At 63.5% G+C, this 15,991-nt stretch carries 25 protein-coding genes; 11 read left to right on the top strand and 14 right to left on the bottom strand.

Annotated elements, in window-relative coordinates:
- Both EOA27_RS02625 and EOA27_RS02620 read left to right on the top strand, forming a co-directional pair.
- On the top strand, positions 1-592 hold a 592-nt coding region (locus EOA27_RS02625), incomplete at its 5' end, for a lysozyme inhibitor LprI family protein (RefSeq protein ID WP_145970246.1).
- A gap of 305 nt (positions 593-897) precedes the next feature.
- Positions 898-1,092: a hypothetical protein gene (locus tag EOA27_RS02620; RefSeq protein ID WP_126078186.1), complete on the top strand. Its 195-nt coding sequence runs from the start codon at positions 898-900 to the stop codon at positions 1,090-1,092.
- Positions 1,093-1,279: 187 nt separating this feature from the next.
- Here the strand turns inward: EOA27_RS02620 and EOA27_RS02615 are convergent, their stop codons facing one another.
- The 4 genes from EOA27_RS02615 to EOA27_RS40450 all read right to left on the bottom strand — a co-directional run bounded on the left by EOA27_RS02615 (position 1,280) and on the right by EOA27_RS40450 (position 4,212).
- Complete coding sequence (locus tag EOA27_RS02615) at positions 1,280-1,723, bottom strand: MucR family transcriptional regulator (RefSeq protein ID WP_126078187.1); 444 nt, start codon at positions 1,721-1,723, stop codon at positions 1,280-1,282.
- Between the two features lie 353 nt (positions 1,724-2,076).
- Positions 2,077-2,298 carry a hypothetical protein gene (locus EOA27_RS02610; RefSeq protein ID WP_245463237.1) on the bottom strand — a complete coding sequence of 74 codons (222 nt, stop codon included), beginning with the start codon at positions 2,296-2,298 and terminating at the stop codon, positions 2,077-2,079.
- Positions 2,279-3,337 carry a DMT family transporter gene (locus tag EOA27_RS02605; RefSeq protein WP_245467329.1) on the bottom strand — a complete coding sequence of 353 codons (1,059 nt, stop codon included), beginning with the start codon at positions 3,335-3,337 and terminating at the stop codon, positions 2,279-2,281. Before EOA27_RS02605 ends, EOA27_RS02610 begins: the two co-directional genes overlap by 20 nt.
- Positions 3,338-3,378: 41 nt before the next feature.
- A complete protein-coding gene (locus EOA27_RS40450) occupies positions 3,379-4,212 on the bottom strand; it encodes a hypothetical protein (protein WP_189343186.1) in 834 nt (277 codons plus the stop codon).
- 112 nt (positions 4,213-4,324) lie between these two features.
- Between EOA27_RS40450 and EOA27_RS02585 the strand changes: the two genes are divergently transcribed.
- Positions 4,325-5,293, top strand: a complete 969-nt coding sequence (locus tag EOA27_RS02585; protein ID WP_127251448.1) for a LysR substrate-binding domain-containing protein — start codon at positions 4,325-4,327, stop codon at positions 5,291-5,293.
- 232 nt (positions 5,294-5,525) lie between these two features.
- Here the strand turns inward: EOA27_RS02585 and EOA27_RS02580 are convergent, their stop codons facing one another.
- The gene (locus tag EOA27_RS02580; RefSeq protein WP_095816012.1) at positions 5,526-5,708 is read right to left on the bottom strand and encodes a hypothetical protein; all 183 of its coding nucleotides are present in this window, start codon (positions 5,706-5,708) and stop codon (positions 5,526-5,528) included.
- 124 nt (positions 5,709-5,832) lie between these two features.
- Between EOA27_RS02580 and EOA27_RS40445 the strand changes: the two genes are divergently transcribed.
- From EOA27_RS40445 to EOA27_RS02570, 3 genes are all read left to right on the top strand, one after another.
- Positions 5,833-6,003, top strand: coding sequence for a hypothetical protein (locus EOA27_RS40445; protein WP_189342025.1), 171 nt, complete (start codon positions 5,833-5,835; stop codon positions 6,001-6,003).
- 372 nt (positions 6,004-6,375) lie between these two features.
- Positions 6,376-8,457 carry an ATP-dependent helicase gene (locus tag EOA27_RS02575; protein ID WP_126078189.1) on the top strand — a complete coding sequence of 694 codons (2,082 nt, stop codon included), beginning with the start codon at positions 6,376-6,378 and terminating at the stop codon, positions 8,455-8,457.
- A gap of 152 nt (positions 8,458-8,609) precedes the next feature.
- Positions 8,610-8,912, top strand: a complete 303-nt coding sequence (locus tag EOA27_RS02570) for a DUF982 domain-containing protein (RefSeq protein ID WP_126078190.1) — start codon at positions 8,610-8,612, stop codon at positions 8,910-8,912.
- 79 nt (positions 8,913-8,991) lie between these two features.
- Here EOA27_RS02570 and EOA27_RS42915 read toward each other — a convergent pair whose 3' ends face one another.
- Positions 8,992-9,294: a sterol desaturase family protein gene (locus tag EOA27_RS42915; protein ID WP_245501799.1), complete on the bottom strand. Its 303-nt coding sequence runs from the start codon at positions 9,292-9,294 to the stop codon at positions 8,992-8,994.
- On the bottom strand, positions 9,188-9,481 hold the full coding sequence (locus EOA27_RS42910) for a sterol desaturase family protein (RefSeq protein ID WP_245501800.1): 294 nt from the start codon (positions 9,479-9,481) through the stop codon (positions 9,188-9,190). Before EOA27_RS42910 ends, EOA27_RS42915 begins: the two co-directional genes overlap by 107 nt.
- On the opposite strand from EOA27_RS42910, the gene EOA27_RS41895 reads away from it, so the two are divergent.
- On the top strand, positions 9,413-9,769 hold the full coding sequence (locus EOA27_RS41895; RefSeq protein ID WP_245491014.1) for a hypothetical protein: 357 nt from the start codon (positions 9,413-9,415) through the stop codon (positions 9,767-9,769). The two genes, EOA27_RS42910 and EOA27_RS41895, sit on opposite strands and share 69 nt — an antisense overlap.
- A gap of 228 nt (positions 9,770-9,997) precedes the next feature.
- Here the strand turns inward: EOA27_RS41895 and EOA27_RS02560 are convergent, their stop codons facing one another.
- The 3 genes from EOA27_RS02560 to EOA27_RS02550 all read right to left on the bottom strand — a co-directional run bounded on the left by EOA27_RS02560 (position 9,998) and on the right by EOA27_RS02550 (position 12,414).
- On the bottom strand, positions 9,998-10,783 hold the full coding sequence (locus EOA27_RS02560) for a GGDEF domain-containing protein (RefSeq protein ID WP_126078191.1): 786 nt from the start codon (positions 10,781-10,783) through the stop codon (positions 9,998-10,000).
- Between the two features lie 272 nt (positions 10,784-11,055).
- Positions 11,056-11,619: a hypothetical protein gene (locus EOA27_RS02555; RefSeq protein WP_126078192.1), complete on the bottom strand. Its 564-nt coding sequence runs from the start codon at positions 11,617-11,619 to the stop codon at positions 11,056-11,058.
- A 282-nt stretch (positions 11,620-11,901) separates the two neighbouring features.
- Positions 11,902-12,414, bottom strand: a complete 513-nt coding sequence (locus EOA27_RS02550) for a DinB family protein (RefSeq protein WP_126083451.1) — start codon at positions 12,412-12,414, stop codon at positions 11,902-11,904.
- A gap of 58 nt (positions 12,415-12,472) precedes the next feature.
- Between EOA27_RS02550 and EOA27_RS02545 the strand changes: the two genes are divergently transcribed.
- Together EOA27_RS02545 and EOA27_RS02540 are read left to right on the top strand one after the other, a co-directional pair.
- Positions 12,473-13,165: a glutathione S-transferase family protein gene (locus tag EOA27_RS02545; protein ID WP_126078193.1), complete on the top strand. Its 693-nt coding sequence runs from the start codon at positions 12,473-12,475 to the stop codon at positions 13,163-13,165.
- Between the two features lie 17 nt (positions 13,166-13,182).
- Positions 13,183-13,479, top strand: coding sequence for a DUF1905 domain-containing protein (locus EOA27_RS02540; RefSeq protein WP_126078194.1), 297 nt, complete (start codon positions 13,183-13,185; stop codon positions 13,477-13,479).
- Here EOA27_RS02540 and EOA27_RS02535 read toward each other — a convergent pair.
- Positions 13,476-13,682, bottom strand: a complete 207-nt coding sequence (locus EOA27_RS02535; protein ID WP_126078195.1) for a hypothetical protein — start codon at positions 13,680-13,682, stop codon at positions 13,476-13,478. The two genes, EOA27_RS02540 and EOA27_RS02535, sit on opposite strands and share 4 nt — an antisense overlap.
- Before the next feature lie 178 nt (positions 13,683-13,860).
- On the opposite strand from EOA27_RS02535, the gene ndk reads away from it, so the two are divergent.
- Both ndk and EOA27_RS02525 read left to right on the top strand, forming a co-directional pair.
- Positions 13,861-14,283 carry a nucleoside-diphosphate kinase gene (gene ndk, locus EOA27_RS02530; protein ID WP_040984737.1) on the top strand — a complete coding sequence of 141 codons (423 nt, stop codon included), beginning with the start codon at positions 13,861-13,863 and terminating at the stop codon, positions 14,281-14,283.
- A 162-nt stretch (positions 14,284-14,445) separates the two neighbouring features.
- Positions 14,446-14,652 (top strand): hypothetical protein, encoded by a 207-nt coding sequence (locus EOA27_RS02525; protein ID WP_126078196.1) that lies wholly within the window; start codon positions 14,446-14,448, stop codon positions 14,650-14,652.
- Positions 14,653-14,771: 119 nt separating this feature from the next.
- Here the strand turns inward: EOA27_RS02525 and EOA27_RS02520 are convergent, their stop codons facing one another.
- The 3 genes from EOA27_RS02520 to EOA27_RS02510 all read right to left on the bottom strand — a co-directional run.
- A complete protein-coding gene (locus EOA27_RS02520; protein ID WP_095816023.1) occupies positions 14,772-15,116 on the bottom strand; it encodes a DUF190 domain-containing protein in 345 nt (114 codons plus the stop codon).
- A gap of 111 nt (positions 15,117-15,227) precedes the next feature.
- Positions 15,228-15,665 (bottom strand): fluoride efflux transporter CrcB, encoded by a 438-nt coding sequence (gene crcB, locus EOA27_RS02515; protein WP_126078197.1) that lies wholly within the window; start codon positions 15,663-15,665, stop codon positions 15,228-15,230.
- A 3-nt stretch (positions 15,666-15,668) separates the two neighbouring features.
- On the bottom strand, positions 15,669-15,991 hold a 323-nt coding region (locus EOA27_RS02510; protein ID WP_127255361.1), incomplete at its 5' end, for a CrcB family protein.

The following is a 15,991-nucleotide window of genomic DNA, read 5'->3' as shown; positions in this document are numbered from 1 at the left end:
GGCCGACCTTGCCACCTGCACGACCGCGAATGCCGCTTCGGCCGACGCAGGGCTCAACGCTGTCTACAAGGCACTGGCGGCACGTCTCGCTCCCGCCGACCTGAAGCGCCTGCGTGACGCGCAGCGCGCCTGGATCCCCTTCCGCGACAAGGAATGCGCCTTCCGCACCCAGCCCTATGCCGATGGCTCGGTCTATTCGAGCCTGGTCGGGGTTTGCAAGGCGGAGTTGACCAAGGCGCGACTGGCGCAGTTGCAGCACCAGTTGCAATGCCCGGAGGGCGATCTCTCCTGCGTGCCGCAAAGCAGCGGCAATGCCGCGCCTGCGAAGGCCGCGCCTGCGACGGCCAAGGCCGCGCCTGCGAAACCCGCCCCTGCCCAGGCAAGCCAGAACGACACGCGGCCATGCGTGCAATCCGCCGGCAAGGCGAAGTCGGACCAATATGTCTCGCAATGCGTCCAGGTTTCGCCAGCGACCAACCCGCCCTGCAATGGCCAGAACGCATGCAGCATGATGATCGACGAGATCGAGCGCGGCTGCGCCATGATCGGCAACGACAATCCGCCGGCCTTCTGTTCCGCGTATAAGGGGTGAGAGAAGCGCCCGCCCTGCCGGGCTGCCGCTCGGCACCGGCTTTCCCGGCGGGGAAATCAGCCAGGCCAAGCGGACGAACCACAAGTTCAGCTTCGGCTTATATTTAAGCGTTGCGCGGCGTTACCATGAAGAAAGGGCCAGAATCTGCGGGGCCGGCCGTTGTGCTTGTCGAAAATCGATTTCAGTTTTCGTTGCGAACTGCAAATCTGTGAGCGCGCCGTGAGTCGTGCGTGAGCGCCAATGAAGAACTTGGCCACAACAATAACTCGGCCCCAACGATAACTCGGCTATGTCAGGAGCTCACGATGGGCGAAGCGGTCAACGATCTGCGAACGCTGAAATATGTGGCGGAGATCGCGCGCAGGCTGGCGAAGATGCTCTCGCGCACGCGCTACCAGATGCTCGTCTATCTTCTTGAAATGACCGCCGTCGAAGCGGACAGCCTCGCCGCCGAGCGGGACCCCGACCGCCACGACGAGAGCAAGCCGCCCCGTAACTGATGCCGGGTGTTCGGCGCGTTTACGGAAACCAGTCACGCGGCGACGCAACATGCCGAGAGCGGTCCGACGGCCGCGCCATGACGATGGCGCGGCGTCACTCATTGCCTCAGGCAGCAGCTAAAGCGCGTCGCATGTCTTGATCCCGAAACCGGTTCCCACTTTCGGGAGACATGCTTTAGGTCCGGCCTCAGGCCTTGCCCTTGCGCTTGCCTTTGCCCGCGTCACCGCTGGCCGGCTTGCGGCCGAGGCCGGAAGATTTGGCCAGCGCCGAGCGGGTCGCCGAATAGCTGGGCGCCACCATCGGATAATCGGCAGGCAGGCCCCATTTGGCGCGGTATTCGTCCGGCGTCAGGTTGTGATCGGTCGCAAGGTGGCGTTTCAACGACTTGAACTTCTTTCCGTCTTCCAGGCAGACGATGTGATCCGGGAAGACGGAACGCTTCGGGTTTACGGCGGGCGTCAGCGCCACCGCCTCCTTGACGACACTGCCGCCGGCGAGCTTGCGCACCGACGCGCTGACGCTGGCGATCAGATCAGGCAGGCCGGAAGCAGGGAGCGGATTGTTGCCGACATAGGCGGAGACAATGTCGGCGGTCAGTTCAATTGCGGTCTTATCGTCGATGTTGGACAATTTTTTCACCTTCTGCCGGCCCTCAAATCGCCAGCTCGTTTTTAAGACTTTTGTCGGTGTATCGAATTGGACCTGTCCCCCAACGGACCGTCCAGAGTCAGTAAAGCTACGCGACTCAATACCGGGTTATGTTTCTACGCGAGCTGCGAAGGCGCAAGTTAGGATTTCTAATAGCTATAACAGATGCTTTATAGAACCGACGGTCCGGCAGGATACGTAGAACCTCCGGTTGCACTGGGTCGGCCAAGGAAGTTGCTGAAAAATCGAAGTTCAGGCCAAGTCCGGCCACGGCAATGACAATCCGCCGGCTGGATGTGGGCCTTTCGCGATTCGCCGGCGCCAGGGCAAATTGCTCATTTGACGGCGACGCCGCGCCTGACATCCGCCGAAGGGCTGTCCGACAGGATTTCCAGCACGCGTTTCCAGCGCGCGCAGCGGCCAAAGTCCTTTTGCTCAATAGCCTTTTCCGCCTTCATGGCCGCATAGAGCGGCGCTTCCGCGCCAAATTCCCTGACCAGCCAGTGCGCCTCCTGTCTGGCGCGGCGTTCGTCCTCGTCAACGGGCATTCTGGACATTGTGCGTGGTCTCCGTACCTTCGATGCCGACCGCGAGGCAGCTGCCAATGACGAGGACGGCGCCGGCAACAGCCGTCATCGACAGGCTTTCGCCCGACAGGGTCAGCAGAAACGTGGAAGCGATTGGCGTCAGATAGGCGACGACCGCAATCCTGCCGCCGTGATCGAGCTTTGCCGCGCGCGACCAGAAATAGTAGCCGAGCCCCATCGGGCCGGCGCCGAGATAGAGGCCGAGCAGGAGATGCCCACCGGTCAGGCGTCCGGCGCCGTCATGCAGGCACCAGGCAAAGGTGAGCGCGACGCCGATCAGCGCCGAGGGCAAAAGCAGACGTTCCGGCGGCACGCCAAGGCGGCCGACGGTAAGCGAGTAGAAGGCCATGCAGAGCGCCGAGCCGAAAGCGGCGAGATAACCGACAACGCTGCCGCCTTCGAACCAGGTCTGCGCGCGCCCTCCGGAAATGACCAGCGCCACGCCGGCGAAGCCGACAGCCGCGGCCAGGCCAAGCAACAGTGGACGGCGCGGCCGGCCCAGCAGAATAGCGGCCGCGGCGGTCATCAGCGGCCAAGTATAGGCGACGAGGTTCGCCTCGATGACCGGCATCGAGGCGAAGCCGATATATTGCAACACCATGGTGCCGACCAGCCCCAGGAAGCCGACGGCATAGGCGGCAAGCGAGACTCCTTCTTTCTCCCCTTGTGGGAGAAGGTGGATCGGCGCAGAGCGCCGAGACGGATGAGGGGTGTTGGAAGAAACTCCAGCGTCGGCGATCCGTCCAGCACCCCTCATCCGACCTCGCTTCGCGAGGCCACCTTCTCCCACAAGGGGAGAAGGGAAAAGTCGGATCAGCGCAAACACGGCGGCCGCCCCGCAAAATTGGAGGAACTGCACTTGCGATACCGGATAGAGGGCAAGCAGCGTCTTGCCGACCAGGGCGTTGGTCGCCCACAGCGCCACGGCGCCGAGGGCGAAGGCCAGCGCCGCCGCCGGGGCGGCGCTGGGATGGTCTCGACAGTCCGCCACGGCCGGGCCGAGGCTCAGCGACGCTGGGCGCGGCTGGCGCTCGACCGGATCGTTGGTCACTACCAAGACTCCCTTGCTCCGCCGGAAACCGGCTCCGCGGCGGGCTGCGGCATGGGATGCTCCTCGGCATGGCGGCGATAGGCGGGCAGCTGGTTGGTCCAGACATCCTCGGCCAGCTCGTTCACCCAGGCACGGTCATGGTCATTGTCGGCGGCGAGGTAAAACATGCGGTTATCGTCGACATAGGGCTTGGTCGCCGAGCGCTGGTTGAGCACCAGCGTGACGCGCTCGCCGAGCTGGATCGGCGCGGTGCGGTGGAGCACGCCCAGGAACTGGCCGAGCGTGGCGTAGTTCATCTTGTGGTCGATGCGCATGATCTTGTTGCGCGGCAGGTCGCGGCCGGATTCCAGGATCGAGCGGCCGGTCTCGGAATCGTCGCAATAGATCTCGAGATGACCGCCGATGAGAGGGTCGCTGATCGACAGCGGGATGAGCTCCGTCACCGGAACGCCGTCGCAATGCCATTCGACGGCGCCGTCCCTGGGGTTCATGAAGGTGACGGTCGAGCCGACGATCGACAGCGGATAGGGTTCGAGCTTGGTGCCCATCATGTCGGACAGCCTTTCCAAGCGCAGCTTGTCGTGTAAAAGCTCCTTGATCTCGGGAATATAGCGGTCCGCGCCGGTGATAAAGGTGAGGTCGAGATGTTTGTGAACGGCATGGCTGGCCTTCAGCTTCAGGGCGGCTTCCTCGATCGCGGCAAGCAGAGCCGGGTCGTAACCGTGACGATACTGGGCGACGCCGAAGCCCGACACTTTCCAGGCCGTCTCATGACCAATGATGGCCTCGCGGCTCATTGCACAGCGCAGTTCGGGAATTGTATGGGCGTTCATTGTACTTTCTCCAAGATGGGGGCAACACTTGGTTAACAGTCATTTAAACGCCTACCCCTGTAAATTTAGGAATGCTGGTGGTAGCGTAAGCCCAGCTTAAGGTCGAAACCCCGTGCGTCTGCTCAGTCAGGTCAACCTCAACTCGCTGAAAATCGTGGAAAGCGCCGCGAGGCACAGGAATTTCACGCGCGCCGGCGAAGAGCAGTTTATCACCGCTTCCGCCGTCAGCCAGCGCGTGAAGAGCCTGGAGGACCAGCTGCGCTTCAAGATCTTCGAGCGCGGCGGCAACGCGGTGTCGCTGACGCCGGAGGGCGAGACCTATGTGGCGCGCGTGCGCGAGGCGCTGGAACGGATCGTGGCGGCCAGCATGGAGGCCACCGGCCAGTCGCAGGCGCATGTGCTGCGGATCTGCGTGCTGCCGACCTTCGCGGCGCGCTGGCTGTTTCCCAGGCTGATGACCTTCCAGCAGCAATATCCCGACATCGAGATGCGGGTGTCGACATCCTACGCCACGCATGAATTCGCGACCTCGGAATATGATCTCGAGATCCGCTACGGCGACGGCAATTTCCCCGGCCTCACCTCGGAACTGCTGTTCAAGGAAGACCTGACGCCGGTGTGCAGCCGCAAGCTGTTTCACGACGTGCTGGGCGACAAGCCGCTGTCGAAGGTGGTGCCGGAGGACCTGCGCTACTTCACGCTGCTGCATTCGGACACCTGCACGCAGAACTGGCAGTCGTGGCTGGGCTTCGCCGGCGCGAGCTTCGTGCTTGGCGAGACGAGAAGCGTCTATTTCGACAGCTGCATGATGTCCTACGAAGCGGCCAATGCCGGCATGGGCTTCGCCGTCGCCAACCGCGCCTACATGGCAAGCGACATCCGTGCCGAAAGGCTGGTAGCCCCCTTCGCGGTCCACCATCCCAACACGGCGGGCTGGTACTTCGTCAGCCCCATCAAGGCGCTCGGCGCCCGCAAGGTGGAACTGTTCAAGCAATGGATCCTGGCCGAAGCGGCGCTGACGCAGCGCCAACTCGACATGGAGATCACCGGCGGACAGCCGGCACGCGCGGCGGTGGCCTAAGCAGCGCCGCTCGCGCAGCGTCAGGATTTTCCGGGTGTTTCCACTGACTGTAGCCGGCTAGCGCGATCGCACCATGACGCAAGGCCGAGACTCAGCTATGTTGGATTGCGCGGCGGGCCTGATTTTCCCGCTTGGCCGGCGCTATCCAGCTTCCTCCCAAGCAGCGCCGGCCTTCTTCCAGCCCGACGATAACTTGACCTTTAGGGCCGACGATAACCCGACTCGCCCTGCCCTATTGCTTCGGAGGCGTGCCCGGCTGGTCGCCGCCCGTGGTCGATTTCGGCACCGGGTTCTTGTCGACCTGAGGGTTCTGGTTGACTTCGTCGCCCGGCGCCTTGGTGGGTTGCACACTGTTGTCGCAGGCGGCGAGCACGAGCCCTGCCGCAAGAGCCAGCAGCACAGGAAGCTTCATCATGACGACCTCCTCTCGTTCGCCCCTTTCATAAAGGGCAAACGAGGCGATGGCGGTTTGGTTGCGCGTGAGGCGGAACCAACCGGTCCGCGTCCGGTTGAAAGCCAATCAACCGCATGAGGAGACGATGATGATCCGCCTGCTGCTTACCGGCCTTTTCGCCTACACCGCCTATCGCGTCGCCGTGAGGATCATCAACGAGGTGCCTGGCGATGTCGCGCCGCTGGACATGCCGGGCGATGAGAGGCGCAAGTTGCGGCGCCAGTCGGCGGCAATGGGGGTGGAGCCGAAGCGGTAGCGCCCTTGCTCGGCCCACCTTCTTCTACGCCATGCACACATCGTCTGTGACGGCGTGACTGATCGACCTGAGGTTTGATTGCCACGTGGTTCCCCCAATCCGTCGCTGCTTCGCAGCGCCACCTTCCCCCTCCGGAGGGAAAGGAAGGGAGCGTTGCTGGAAGCTCGGCGCTTTTCCTCTACCCCGTCGATCGGGGGAGAGGTGGCTCGGCGAAGCCGAGACGGAGTGGGGGTCGACCAGCGCTCCATAGAGAATGCATGCGCCCACCCACCACCGGCTCAGCCTCCTCTCCGGCCGCTGCGGTCCCCTCCCGGCTCTCCCGCAACGCGAGGAAATTATTGCGAACAAAGCGGAAACGATGCTTGATGGGCGATGAACATCGCCGCTCGTGATTCGTCCTTCGAGACGCCCGCTTATCTTGCCCGGCTGAATGATGAGCAGCGGCTGGCGGTGGTGCATGGCGACGGCAAGGTGGCGGCGCCGCTGCTGGTGATTGCGGGCGCCGGCTCCGGCAAGACCAACACGCTGGCGCATCGCGTCGCCCATCTCATCGTCAAGGGCGCCGATCCGCGCCGCATCCTGCTGATGACCTTCTCCCGTCGTGCCGCGGCCGAGATGGCCAAGCGGGTCGAGCGCATTGCCGGCGAGGTGCTGGGGCGCGACGCGGCGATCATCGGCGACGCGCTGGCCTGGGCCGGCACTTTCCACGGCATCGGCGCCAGGCTGCTGCGCGACTATGCCGAGCAGATCGGCCTCGACCCGGCCTTCACCATCCATGACCGCGAGGATTCGGCCGACCTGATGAACCTTGCACGGCATGAGCTGGGATTCTCGAAAACCGAAAGCCGCTTTCCGACCAAAGGCACCTGCCTGCAGATCTATTCGCGGGCGGTGAACGCGCAGGCGCCACTGGACGAGGTGCTCGGCTCCGCCTTCCCCTGGTGCGCGGCATGGGCGGAGCAACTGAAGGAGCTTTTCGCGGCGTATGTCGAGGCCAAGCAGGCGCAGAACGTGCTCGATTACGACGACCTGCTGCTCTACTGGGCGCAGATGGCGGCCGAGCCGGAAATCGCCGCTCATCTCGGTTCCCGCTTCGACCACGTGCTGGTCGACGAGTACCAGGACACCAACCGGCTGCAGGCTTCGATCCTCCTGGCGCTGAAACCGGACGGCGCCGGCCTGACGGTGGTGGGCGATGACGCGCAGTCGATCTATTCCTTCCGCGCCGCGGAAGTGCGCAACATCCTCGATTTCCCGAAACAATTCGCGAAGCCCGCCGAGATCGTCATGCTGGAGCGCAACTACCGCTCGACCGAGACGATCCTGGCAGCCGCCAACAGGGTGATCGGCGAGGCCAGCGAACGCTTCACCAAGAATCTGTGGACCGAGCGCCGTTCCTCGCACAGGCCGCAGCTGGTCAGCGTACGCGACGAGGCCGAGCAGGCGAATTATGTCTGCCAGGCGATCCTGGCCGAACGCGAGGCCGGCACGGCGCTGAAGGCGCAGGCGGTGCTGTTTCGCACCTCGAGCCACAGCGGGCCGCTGGAGGTGGAGCTGACGCGTCGCAACATCCCCTTCGTCAAGTTCGGCGGCTTGAAATTCCTCGACGCCGCGCATGTCAAGGACATGCTGGCGATGCTGCGCTTCGCCGAGAACCCACGCGACCGCGTCGCCGGTTTCCGCGTGCTGCAGCTGATGCCGGGCATCGGGCCGTCCGCCGCCTCGCAGATCGTGGATGCCATGGCGACGTCGCTCGACGAGACGCTCGGCCTTGCCCGCTTCCGGCCGCCGCAGCGCGCCGCGCAGGATTGGCCGGTGTTCCTCGACATCTATAGCGGCCTACGCGCCGGCGCCAAATGGCCGGCCGACCTCGAACGGATCAGGCTCTGGTACGAACCGCATATGGAGCGCATCCATGAGGATGCGATCACGCGCCGGGCCGATCTCATCCAGCTCGAGCAGATCGCCTCGACCTATCCGTCGCGCGAACGCTTCCTGACCGAGCTGACGCTCGATCCGCCCGACGCCACCAGCGACCAGGCCGGGGCGCCGCATCGCGACGAGGATTACCTCATCCTGTCGACCATCCATTCGGCCAAGGGCCAGGAATGGAAGAACGTCTTCGTGCTGAACACGGTCGATGGCTGCATCCCGGCCGATCTCGGGGTCGGCACCAAGGAGGACATCGAGGAGGAACGCCGGCTGCTCTATGTGGCGATGACCAGGGCCAAGGACAGTTTGCATCTGGTGGTGCCGCAGCGCTTTTATCCGCACAACCAAGCTGCGCGCGGCGACCGCCATGTCTATGCCTCGCGCACCCGCTTCATCCCGGCCTCGATGCTTCCGGCATTCGAGCAGTCGTCCTGGGCGAGTGCGGCGCTCAAGGACGACCCGCGCCAGCGGCCAGGCGTCAAGGTCGACCTTGGCGCCCGCATGCGCGGCATATGGAAATAGGCCGCCTGCCCCCTCCTGCCGATTCACGCGACGGATCAGGTCCAAGACGGAAAAATCGGCGTGCGCGGAACCTCACGCCGCAAGCCGCGTTGTGTGGCGTCCCTTCCCAGACCGGAGGCCCGCCGCCTCCGCAGCCAACAGACGAGGTCTCAATGTACGACAGGATGTTCTTCACCCCGGTCGCCCTCAGCGTCGGCGCCGGCCATAAGCGCATGATCGCCTCGCTGTCCGCCATGCATGAATTCCTGACCGAGTTTCCGCCATCGCGGCGGCGGCTGAGCTACGGCGCCGCGGTAAAGGCCTGCGAGGCGGCACGGGCCCGAGAAATCTCGGCCGAGGCCGCGCGCGATGCGCTGATCACCTTCGCGGTGACCGCCGGCATCCTGTGGCCGTCGGACCAGCCGATCGTTTCGGTGAAGCCGGTCGCGCGCGGCTATGGCGGTTTTGCCGCCTGATTTACGGCGATCTTCTCAGGCCCACCGCCTATGAACTGCCCCCGGCTCAGTTCACCTGACGAGAGGCTTTTCCTTGCCGTTATTCGGGCTTGCCGGCGGCCGAGGCTTCGGCGATCGCGGCCGGTTCGGCCGCTGCGACGAAAGGATAGAGGAGCTGCCGGTGGTAGAGCTGCGGCACAGGCTCGTCGACACCATATTTTTCTGGCATCCGCGGCGGCATGAACAAAGTGCCGCCGATCAGGTCGAGAAAGGGCAATTGGCCGGCGAAGTTCTTGTCATAGGCGTCGCGTTCGTTGGCGTGGTGCCAGTGATGGAACTGCGGCGAGGCAATCAGCCATTTCAGCGGCCCGAATTTGATGCGCGTATTGGAGTGGATGAACACCGACTGCCACTGGTAGATCAAGCACGTAGATGAGAACCGCCTCGGCGGAAAAACCCAGCGCGAACAGCGGCAAGAACGAAGCCGACTTGGTCAGGATCTGGTCCACCGGCTGCACGCGGTGCGCGGCCAGCCGGTCCATCTCCTCGATCGAGTGGTGGATGGCGTGGAGGCGCCACAGGAACGGCACCGCGTGAAAGGCGCGATGGGCGAGGTAGAAGCCGATGTCGGCGATGAGCAGAGCCTCGATCGCCTGCAGCCACACAGGCTGCGACTGGACGGCGGCGGTGAGCGCCTCGGGAACAAAACGCTGCGCCAGCAGCATCGCCGCGCCAACCACCAATACTATGCCGGCCTTGATGACAATGCCGTTGAAGAGCAGGTAGAAAACGTCGTTCAGCCAATGCCGGCGCGTCGCCGACTGCTCGCCATGCAGCGGCAGGAGCTGCTCCAGCGGGATGAAGATGAGGGGCGATGATCAGCACCGCCTTGAAGTCGATGAGATCGAATACGGTCGCTCGCGGATCGGCTGAGGTCAGCCGCCGACACTAGCCGCCAAAGGATGAACGGACCGTTGATGGTGCTAAGGGACGCCTAAAGCGCGTCGCGATCTTTCAGATTCGCTCCATGCGCTTTAGGTTTTTGATTTTACGCATGTCTTTATCTCTTTATCCCGAAACCGTTTCCCACTTTCGGGAGACATGCTTTAGTGCATGGTGCCGCCGGCATTGCCAGCCGTCCCGCTGCGCCGGCTCTCGAAGCTCACCTGGTCGCGGCCGTTGGACTTGGCCTTGTAGAGATGGCGGTCGGCGACCTGGAAAACGTCGTGGTAGGTGGTCGGGCCGCTGAAGGCGATGCCGCCGATGCTCACGGAAAGCGGCCAGGGCCGCCCGTCGGGGGCAAATTCGGCCTCGCGAATGCGGCGCCTGATGGATTCGGCGACCAGGAAGGAGCGTGTGGCATCGGCGCCGGGCAGGAAGACCGCGAATTCTTCGCCGCCGATGCGTCCGACGATGTCGGCGCCATGCAGTTGCCCCTTGATCGTCGCGGCGATCAACCTCAGCGCCTGGTCGCCGCAGTCGTGGCCCAGGCGGTCATTGATCGACTTGAAATGGTCGGCATCGACGATCAGCAGCGCGCCGGCGTCGGCGACCGTCTGGTCGCGGGCCTGGTCGAGATAGGCCTCGACCAGCATCGAGAAGGCGCCGCGGTTGAAGACCGCGGTCAAGCTGTCGGTCGCGGCGATGACGCTGAGCTCCTTTTGCGTGATCGCCAGCTGGCGCATCTTCCACATCAGGAAGAACAGAAAGGAGCCGCCGAGGACAAGCGGCAGGAAAAGATCCGTGAGTTTCGCCCACAGCAGCGCCTGCGGCGACAGCGAGGGAAAATTGAAGGAATCGACGAAGAAGGCGACGGCAATGAAAAAGGCTGTGCCGGCGGCGGTGACCACCACGACCCTGCCCCAGCTTGTCGGGGACAAATCGATGCGCATGCCGTTGCTCCCACTGCTACCGGCTTATTGTGGAGCGCGAGCGCAAAGGAAGTCCTAACATATTAGCTTCAATGCAAGTGTGGTTAACAGGCCGTCGGAACCGCCCTTGGCGGCAGGCAAGCAGAAAGCCCGCCGCCAAAAGCAGCAGGCTTCCCGACTGGCCGGAGGTTCTCGTCAACGCACCGCCAGCAATGGCGGCGATGCGGTAGGAGATGCCGCAGAGCCCTCACGGCCGGTCCGGCACTCCCGACCGGGCTGTCTTGCAGCATATGTCAGCGACGCGAAATCATCAGGCAGAGCGCCCTCAGATCGGCATCATAGGTTCCTTCGCTGGAAAGCACGTCGGCGCTGCGCTTCTTCATGCGCGCAAGTTGGGTACCCGACATCTGCGCAACAGCGGCCGAAGGCTTGGTGGTGACCGAAGTGCCGGGGGTGCCCGGAACTCCTGGAGTGCCCGGTATGCCGACACCGACACCGGCGGAAGCTCCAAGCGTCCCGATGCCGACATTGGAGCCGCTGGTGCCGATCGAGGTGGTGGCTCCGGTATCGGTCCCGCCCAGGGACACCGCCGCATCCGCCGCCTGGCCGCCGCCAAGCGAAACGCCAGCGTTGGCGCCGTTGGTGCCGCCGATGGAGGCCGTGCTGCTTCCCCCAAAGGAGGCATCCGCATTGGCACCGCTCGCGCCGCCGACGTTAGCGCTGGCGCCATTACCACCGACGGACACGCCGCCGACACCACCCAATCCAAGACTTGCGGCATGGCCCGGAACCGCCAAAATAGCGATGACCGCGCCGCAAGTAAGGACTTTATGCAATTCCCGAATGATACTTGGCATGACACTCTCCTCTTAGACGGAATATGCTGCACTGCATCATACAGGCACCGCGTTCTTTGACTGACGCCGTGGGCATACATATCTACGCCGAAATTCACGCCTCAGTTTCGTACCGTATTTGCAGTAATACTTTTTTGTTCTTGTTGCTATATCGAATTGTTAAATAAATTTTCGACTTTTCTTCGAAATTTAAATTGTAAAGCAAACAAAAAACACTTCCCGCAGCAAGCGCCATTCGCAACGAACCGCAGCAGAAACGTGCGGGTTCCCGGAGCTTATGCTTCAGGCATAGGCGCGGCCTTCCTCGGAGCGCTGGAACAGCGCCAGATCGAGCGGCACCGAAGGGCGGCCGAGCACGGTCAGCACCATGTGCGCCTGGCCGCGATGATGGGTCTGGTGGTTGAAGAAATGGCTGAGCGCGGGTGCCACGCGTTGCGAGACAGTTCGCATATCGGAGAGGGTCATATAGGAGAAGCGGCCGGCGAGCGCCTTTTCGCTCATGCCGCCGACCCAGTTGATGATCCGCTTGTCCTCCGCCTCGCGCGCGCTGTGCAAGGGTGGCAGCGCCTTGTAAAGAATGGCGTCAAGGGAAGACGGTGCCTGTCCCTCGCCGGTGAAACGCTTCATCCAGATACGATCGGCAGTCAGGATATGGTTGAGCGTTCCCATCATCGAGCCGAAGAAGGCGCCGGTGTCGCGGTTGAATTCCTCGTCGCTGAGGTGTGCCGCGGCATCGTAGAGACGCTGGTTGGCCCATTGATTATAGGCCGCAAACATCATGAAATGCTGTTTCATCATCCACCGGTTCGCCACGAATCCTGGCTCTACGTAACCCGCAGCAACGGACCCGCCAATGACCATTCTGCTTTACGACCTCGTCGGCCATGATGTCGGCCGCCCGTTCAGCCCGCATTGCTGGAAGACCAAGATGGCGCTGGCTCATAAGGGGCTCGCCGTCACCAAGGTGCCGACGCGCTTCCTCGAGGTGCCGGAAGTCGAGAGCGGCGCGTCGAAGACGGTGCCGGTGATCCGTGACGGCGAGCGCGTGGTGGCCGATTCCTTCGCCATCGCGCTCTATCTCGACGAAGCCTATCCGGATCGGCCGACGCTATTCGGCGGCGATGGCGGCAAGGCGATGGCGCGCTTCATCGAGCGCTGGTCGCAGTTCACCATCCATCCCTACGTCGCGACGGTGGCGCTGACCGATCTGCATGACATGCAAGACGAGCCCAACGCCGCCTATTTCCGCGAAAGCCGCGAGCAGCGGTACGGCAAGCGGCTGGAAGAGGTCGTGGCGAACCGCGATGCCGGGCTCGCGGCCTTCCGCGCCGCGCTGGAGCCGCTGCGCTCGACGCTCACCTACCAGCCCTTCATCGGCGGCGAGGCGCCGCTGTTTGCCGATTACATCGTGTTCGGCGCGCTGCAATGGGGACGCATCGCCTCGCCTTTCCAGTTGCTCGACGACGGCGACAGCATCGCCCGCTGGTTCGAGCGCTGCCTCGACCTGCATGGCGGTATCGGACGGCAGGTCGCGGCGGCGGCGTGACGGCCGTCGGAATTGCCATGCTGCGTTATGAGATGCAGGGCGGGATCTGGGTCTACCCCGGCAAGGGCGGCTGGCATTTCATCACGCTGCCAACGGATGTCGCGGCGCGGATCAAGGCGGCCATGGCGGGGCTGGCGCGACCCTGGGGCTCGCTTGGTGTGACGGCTGTCATCGGCAGGACAAAATGGACTACGTCGCTTTTCCCCGACAAGGCCTCGGGCAGCCTGCTTTTGCCCGTCAAGGCGTCGGTGCGGCAAGCTGAGAGCCTGAAGGCCGGAGACGCGCCGATCGTGACCATTGAGATCGGGCTTTAATTCCGCTTGAGCGCGTCCTTGTCGATCAGCCTGACACAGATCGGATCGCCTTCACCGATGCGCGTACATTGCCATTCCGGGCCGAAGCCGAAATTGTGATCCGGCGGCGGCAGAACCAGCAGGAGGAAGGCGATCACGGCGCATATGAGCGCCATGAAGACGATACCCACGATGTCGCCGCGTCTGAGATAAGGCCAGTTCATCGCCTCCGGCTCCGCCGCCGCGAGCGTTCCGGAGCAAGCGCCCGAAGCGCATGCAGCCGTTTCATTATCCCGCAAAGCGCCCGCCTTGACCAGAAGCCGCCTCCCCTTGGCAAGCCGCCGGGCGGCTTGTATAGAGCCCGCCACTCCAATTTCCATTCCCAAGAACAAGGACGACCCTATGGCGATCGAACGCACCTTCTCCATGATCAAGCCGGACGCGACCAGGCGCAACCTGACGGGCGCCATCACCAAGATGCTCGAAGACGCCGGCCTGCGCGTCGTCGCATCGCGCCGCGTGTGGATGAGCCGCCGCGAGGCCGAAGGTTTCTACGCCGTCCACAAGGATCGCCCGTTCTTCGGCGAGCTGGTGGAATTCATGTCGTCGGCGCCCACCATCGTGCAGGTGCTGGAAGGCGAGAACGCCATCGCCCGGAATCGCGAAGTGATGGGCGCCACCAACCCGGCTAACGCCGCAGAAGGCACCATCCGCAAGGTGCATGCGCTGTCGATCGGCGAGAACTCGGTGCACGGCTCCGACGCGCCGGAGACCGCCGCGCAGGAGATCAAGTACTGGTTCTCGGACACCGAGATCGTCGGCTGAGTCAGCTGAAACCTTCCGGGTACAGAAGGCGGCCCGTCGGCCGCCTTTTTAACATGGGTGAATGCGCGACCGACGCAGCACCCTATGGTGCCGGTCTGGCGATAGAAGGCTCACCGCCCCCGCGAGCTTCTGTCATGCTTCCGTCCAACAATGGAGGATGCGATGATTGGCCCCCATGTTTCCAAGAGCGGCATAGCTTATCCAGACGATCTCGTCCTGCTGAAGCGCATCTATGATCAGGTCTGCGTGGAGCGAGGCATTGCCCGCGGCAGTTCCGAGGCTTCGGACCTGGCGATCGAAGCCATGGAGCTGTTTTCCGCCGGCATTTTCGACGAGGATACGATCGGCCGCCGTCTTCGCGACCGCTGATCGAGGGTACCTAAAGCGCGTCGCGATCCTTCGGATTCGCTCTATGCGCTTTGGTCTTTGATTTGCGCATGTCTTTAACCCGAAACCGGTTCCCACTTTCGGGAGACATGCTTTGGAGCTCAGTCTCCGTCGCCGTAGCGGATGACCTCGACCTTCTCCCTGGTGATCAGGCAGCTCTTCTCACTCGTCAGCGCCTTGATCGCAGGGATCAGCGCATCGATTTTCTCCGGCGCGTCGACGATCTCGACGACGATGGGCAGATCCTGCGACAGGCGCAGGATCTTGGCGGTGTGGAGCACGCTGGAGCGGCCGAAGCCCAGCGGCCCGCGCAGCACCGTGGCGCCGGCCATGCCGGTTTCGCGGGCCTTGATGACGATCGCCTCGTGCAGCGGCTTGCCGTCGGCCGCCCTGTCGTCCTCGCCGAAGAAGATCCTGAGCAGCGCGCATTGCGCGGGAAGTTCCATGTTTTCCTCCCTAGAGCGGCTCACCGTTTCACAGAAACGGCGAACCGCTCTATCTCTTTGTTTTGACGCAATTCCGGACGGAAACCCGCTCACACTTTTCCTGGAATTGCTCTAGCTACCTGTTGCCTGACTACCTTTCGGCAAGCGGTTGAGCCTGGATGCCATGAGATAACCCAGCCACGCCGCGACGAGCGACGGCCCGACCACACTGATGAGATAGGTCGCGGCCAGCGGCAAGTCGCCCTCGAACAGCAAGATGAAGGTATCGAGGCTCATCGCCGAAAACGTGGTGAGGCCGCCGCAAAAGCCGGCCATGACGAAATTGCGGCTGACCGGTCCGACCATCATGCGCCCATCCGGTCCGGTCAGCGTCGCGAAAGCCATGATGACCCAGGAGCCGACGACGTTGACGAAAGCGGTCGACCATAGAGCGTTCAGGCCGAGCAGCGAGACGACGACGTAGCCCGACAGGAACCGGGTCAGGGAGCCGATCGCCGCGCCGCAGCCGACCGCCAGATAAAGCCGCATTGCCGCCTGTCTGTCCGTCATCGCTCAGCCCGCTGCCCCGGTAGCTGAACCAGCCACCCAGGTTGCTGACTCAGCCACCCAGACGATCGCCCAGAAGCCGAAGGCGACGAACAGCACGCACAGAACCGACGAGGCGACGACGTTGAAGGCCGCGAGCCGGCCCTCCCCGTCGAGCGCGAGGTTGAGCGTCTGCAGGCAGAAGGACGACACGGTGGTGTAGCCGCCGAACAGGCCGACGACGATGAGGTCGCGCACGAGATCGCTGGCGAAGACGCCGCCGACCGCCCGCGCGGCACCGGCAAAGGCGCCGATGGCAAGGGCGCCGGCGACGTTGACCGCCAGCGTGC

The sequence above is a fragment of the Mesorhizobium sp. M2A.F.Ca.ET.037.01.1.1 genome (genome assembly GCF_003998075.1).
In the GTDB taxonomy this organism is placed as follows: Bacteria; Pseudomonadota; Alphaproteobacteria; order Rhizobiales; family Rhizobiaceae; genus Mesorhizobium.
This window is presented reverse-complemented; position numbering and strand designations above follow the sequence as displayed.

Excerpts from the sequence above, each read along its gene's own strand:
- EOA27_RS02620 (WP_126078186.1), top strand. The coding sequence starts at position 898 with ATGGGCGAAGCGGTCAACGATCTGCGAACGCTGAAATATGTGGCGGAG.
- EOA27_RS02610 (WP_245463237.1), bottom strand. The coding sequence starts at position 2,298 with ATGTCCAGAATGCCCGTTGACGAGGACGAACGCCGCGCCAGACAGGAG.
- EOA27_RS40450 (WP_189343186.1), bottom strand. The coding sequence starts at position 4,212 with ATGAACGCCCATACAATTCCCGAACTGCGCTGTGCAATGAGCCGCGAG.
- EOA27_RS02580 (WP_095816012.1), bottom strand. The coding sequence starts at position 5,708 with ATGATGAAGCTTCCTGTGCTGCTGGCTCTTGCGGCAGGGCTCGTGCTC.
- EOA27_RS40445 (WP_189342025.1), top strand. The coding sequence starts at position 5,833 with ATGATGATCCGCCTGCTGCTTACCGGCCTTTTCGCCTACACCGCCTAT.
- EOA27_RS02575 (WP_126078189.1), top strand. The coding sequence starts at position 6,376 with ATGAACATCGCCGCTCGTGATTCGTCCTTCGAGACGCCCGCTTATCTT.
- EOA27_RS02570 (WP_126078190.1), top strand. The coding sequence starts at position 8,610 with ATGTACGACAGGATGTTCTTCACCCCGGTCGCCCTCAGCGTCGGCGCC.
- EOA27_RS02560 (WP_126078191.1), bottom strand. The coding sequence starts at position 10,783 with ATGCGCATCGATTTGTCCCCGACAAGCTGGGGCAGGGTCGTGGTGGTC.
- EOA27_RS02555 (WP_126078192.1), bottom strand. The coding sequence starts at position 11,619 with ATGCCAAGTATCATTCGGGAATTGCATAAAGTCCTTACTTGCGGCGCG.
- EOA27_RS02550 (WP_126083451.1), bottom strand. The coding sequence starts at position 12,414 with ATGAAACAGCATTTCATGATGTTTGCGGCCTATAATCAATGGGCCAAC.
- EOA27_RS02545 (WP_126078193.1), top strand. The coding sequence starts at position 12,473 with ATGACCATTCTGCTTTACGACCTCGTCGGCCATGATGTCGGCCGCCCG.
- EOA27_RS02540 (WP_126078194.1), top strand. The coding sequence starts at position 13,183 with ATGCTGCGTTATGAGATGCAGGGCGGGATCTGGGTCTACCCCGGCAAG.
- EOA27_RS02535 (WP_126078195.1), bottom strand. The coding sequence starts at position 13,682 with ATGAACTGGCCTTATCTCAGACGCGGCGACATCGTGGGTATCGTCTTC.
- ndk (WP_040984737.1), top strand. The coding sequence starts at position 13,861 with ATGGCGATCGAACGCACCTTCTCCATGATCAAGCCGGACGCGACCAGG.
- EOA27_RS02525 (WP_126078196.1), top strand. The coding sequence starts at position 14,446 with ATGATTGGCCCCCATGTTTCCAAGAGCGGCATAGCTTATCCAGACGAT.
- EOA27_RS02520 (WP_095816023.1), bottom strand. The coding sequence starts at position 15,116 with ATGGAACTTCCCGCGCAATGCGCGCTGCTCAGGATCTTCTTCGGCGAG.
- crcB (WP_126078197.1), bottom strand. The coding sequence starts at position 15,665 with ATGACGGACAGACAGGCGGCAATGCGGCTTTATCTGGCGGTCGGCTGC.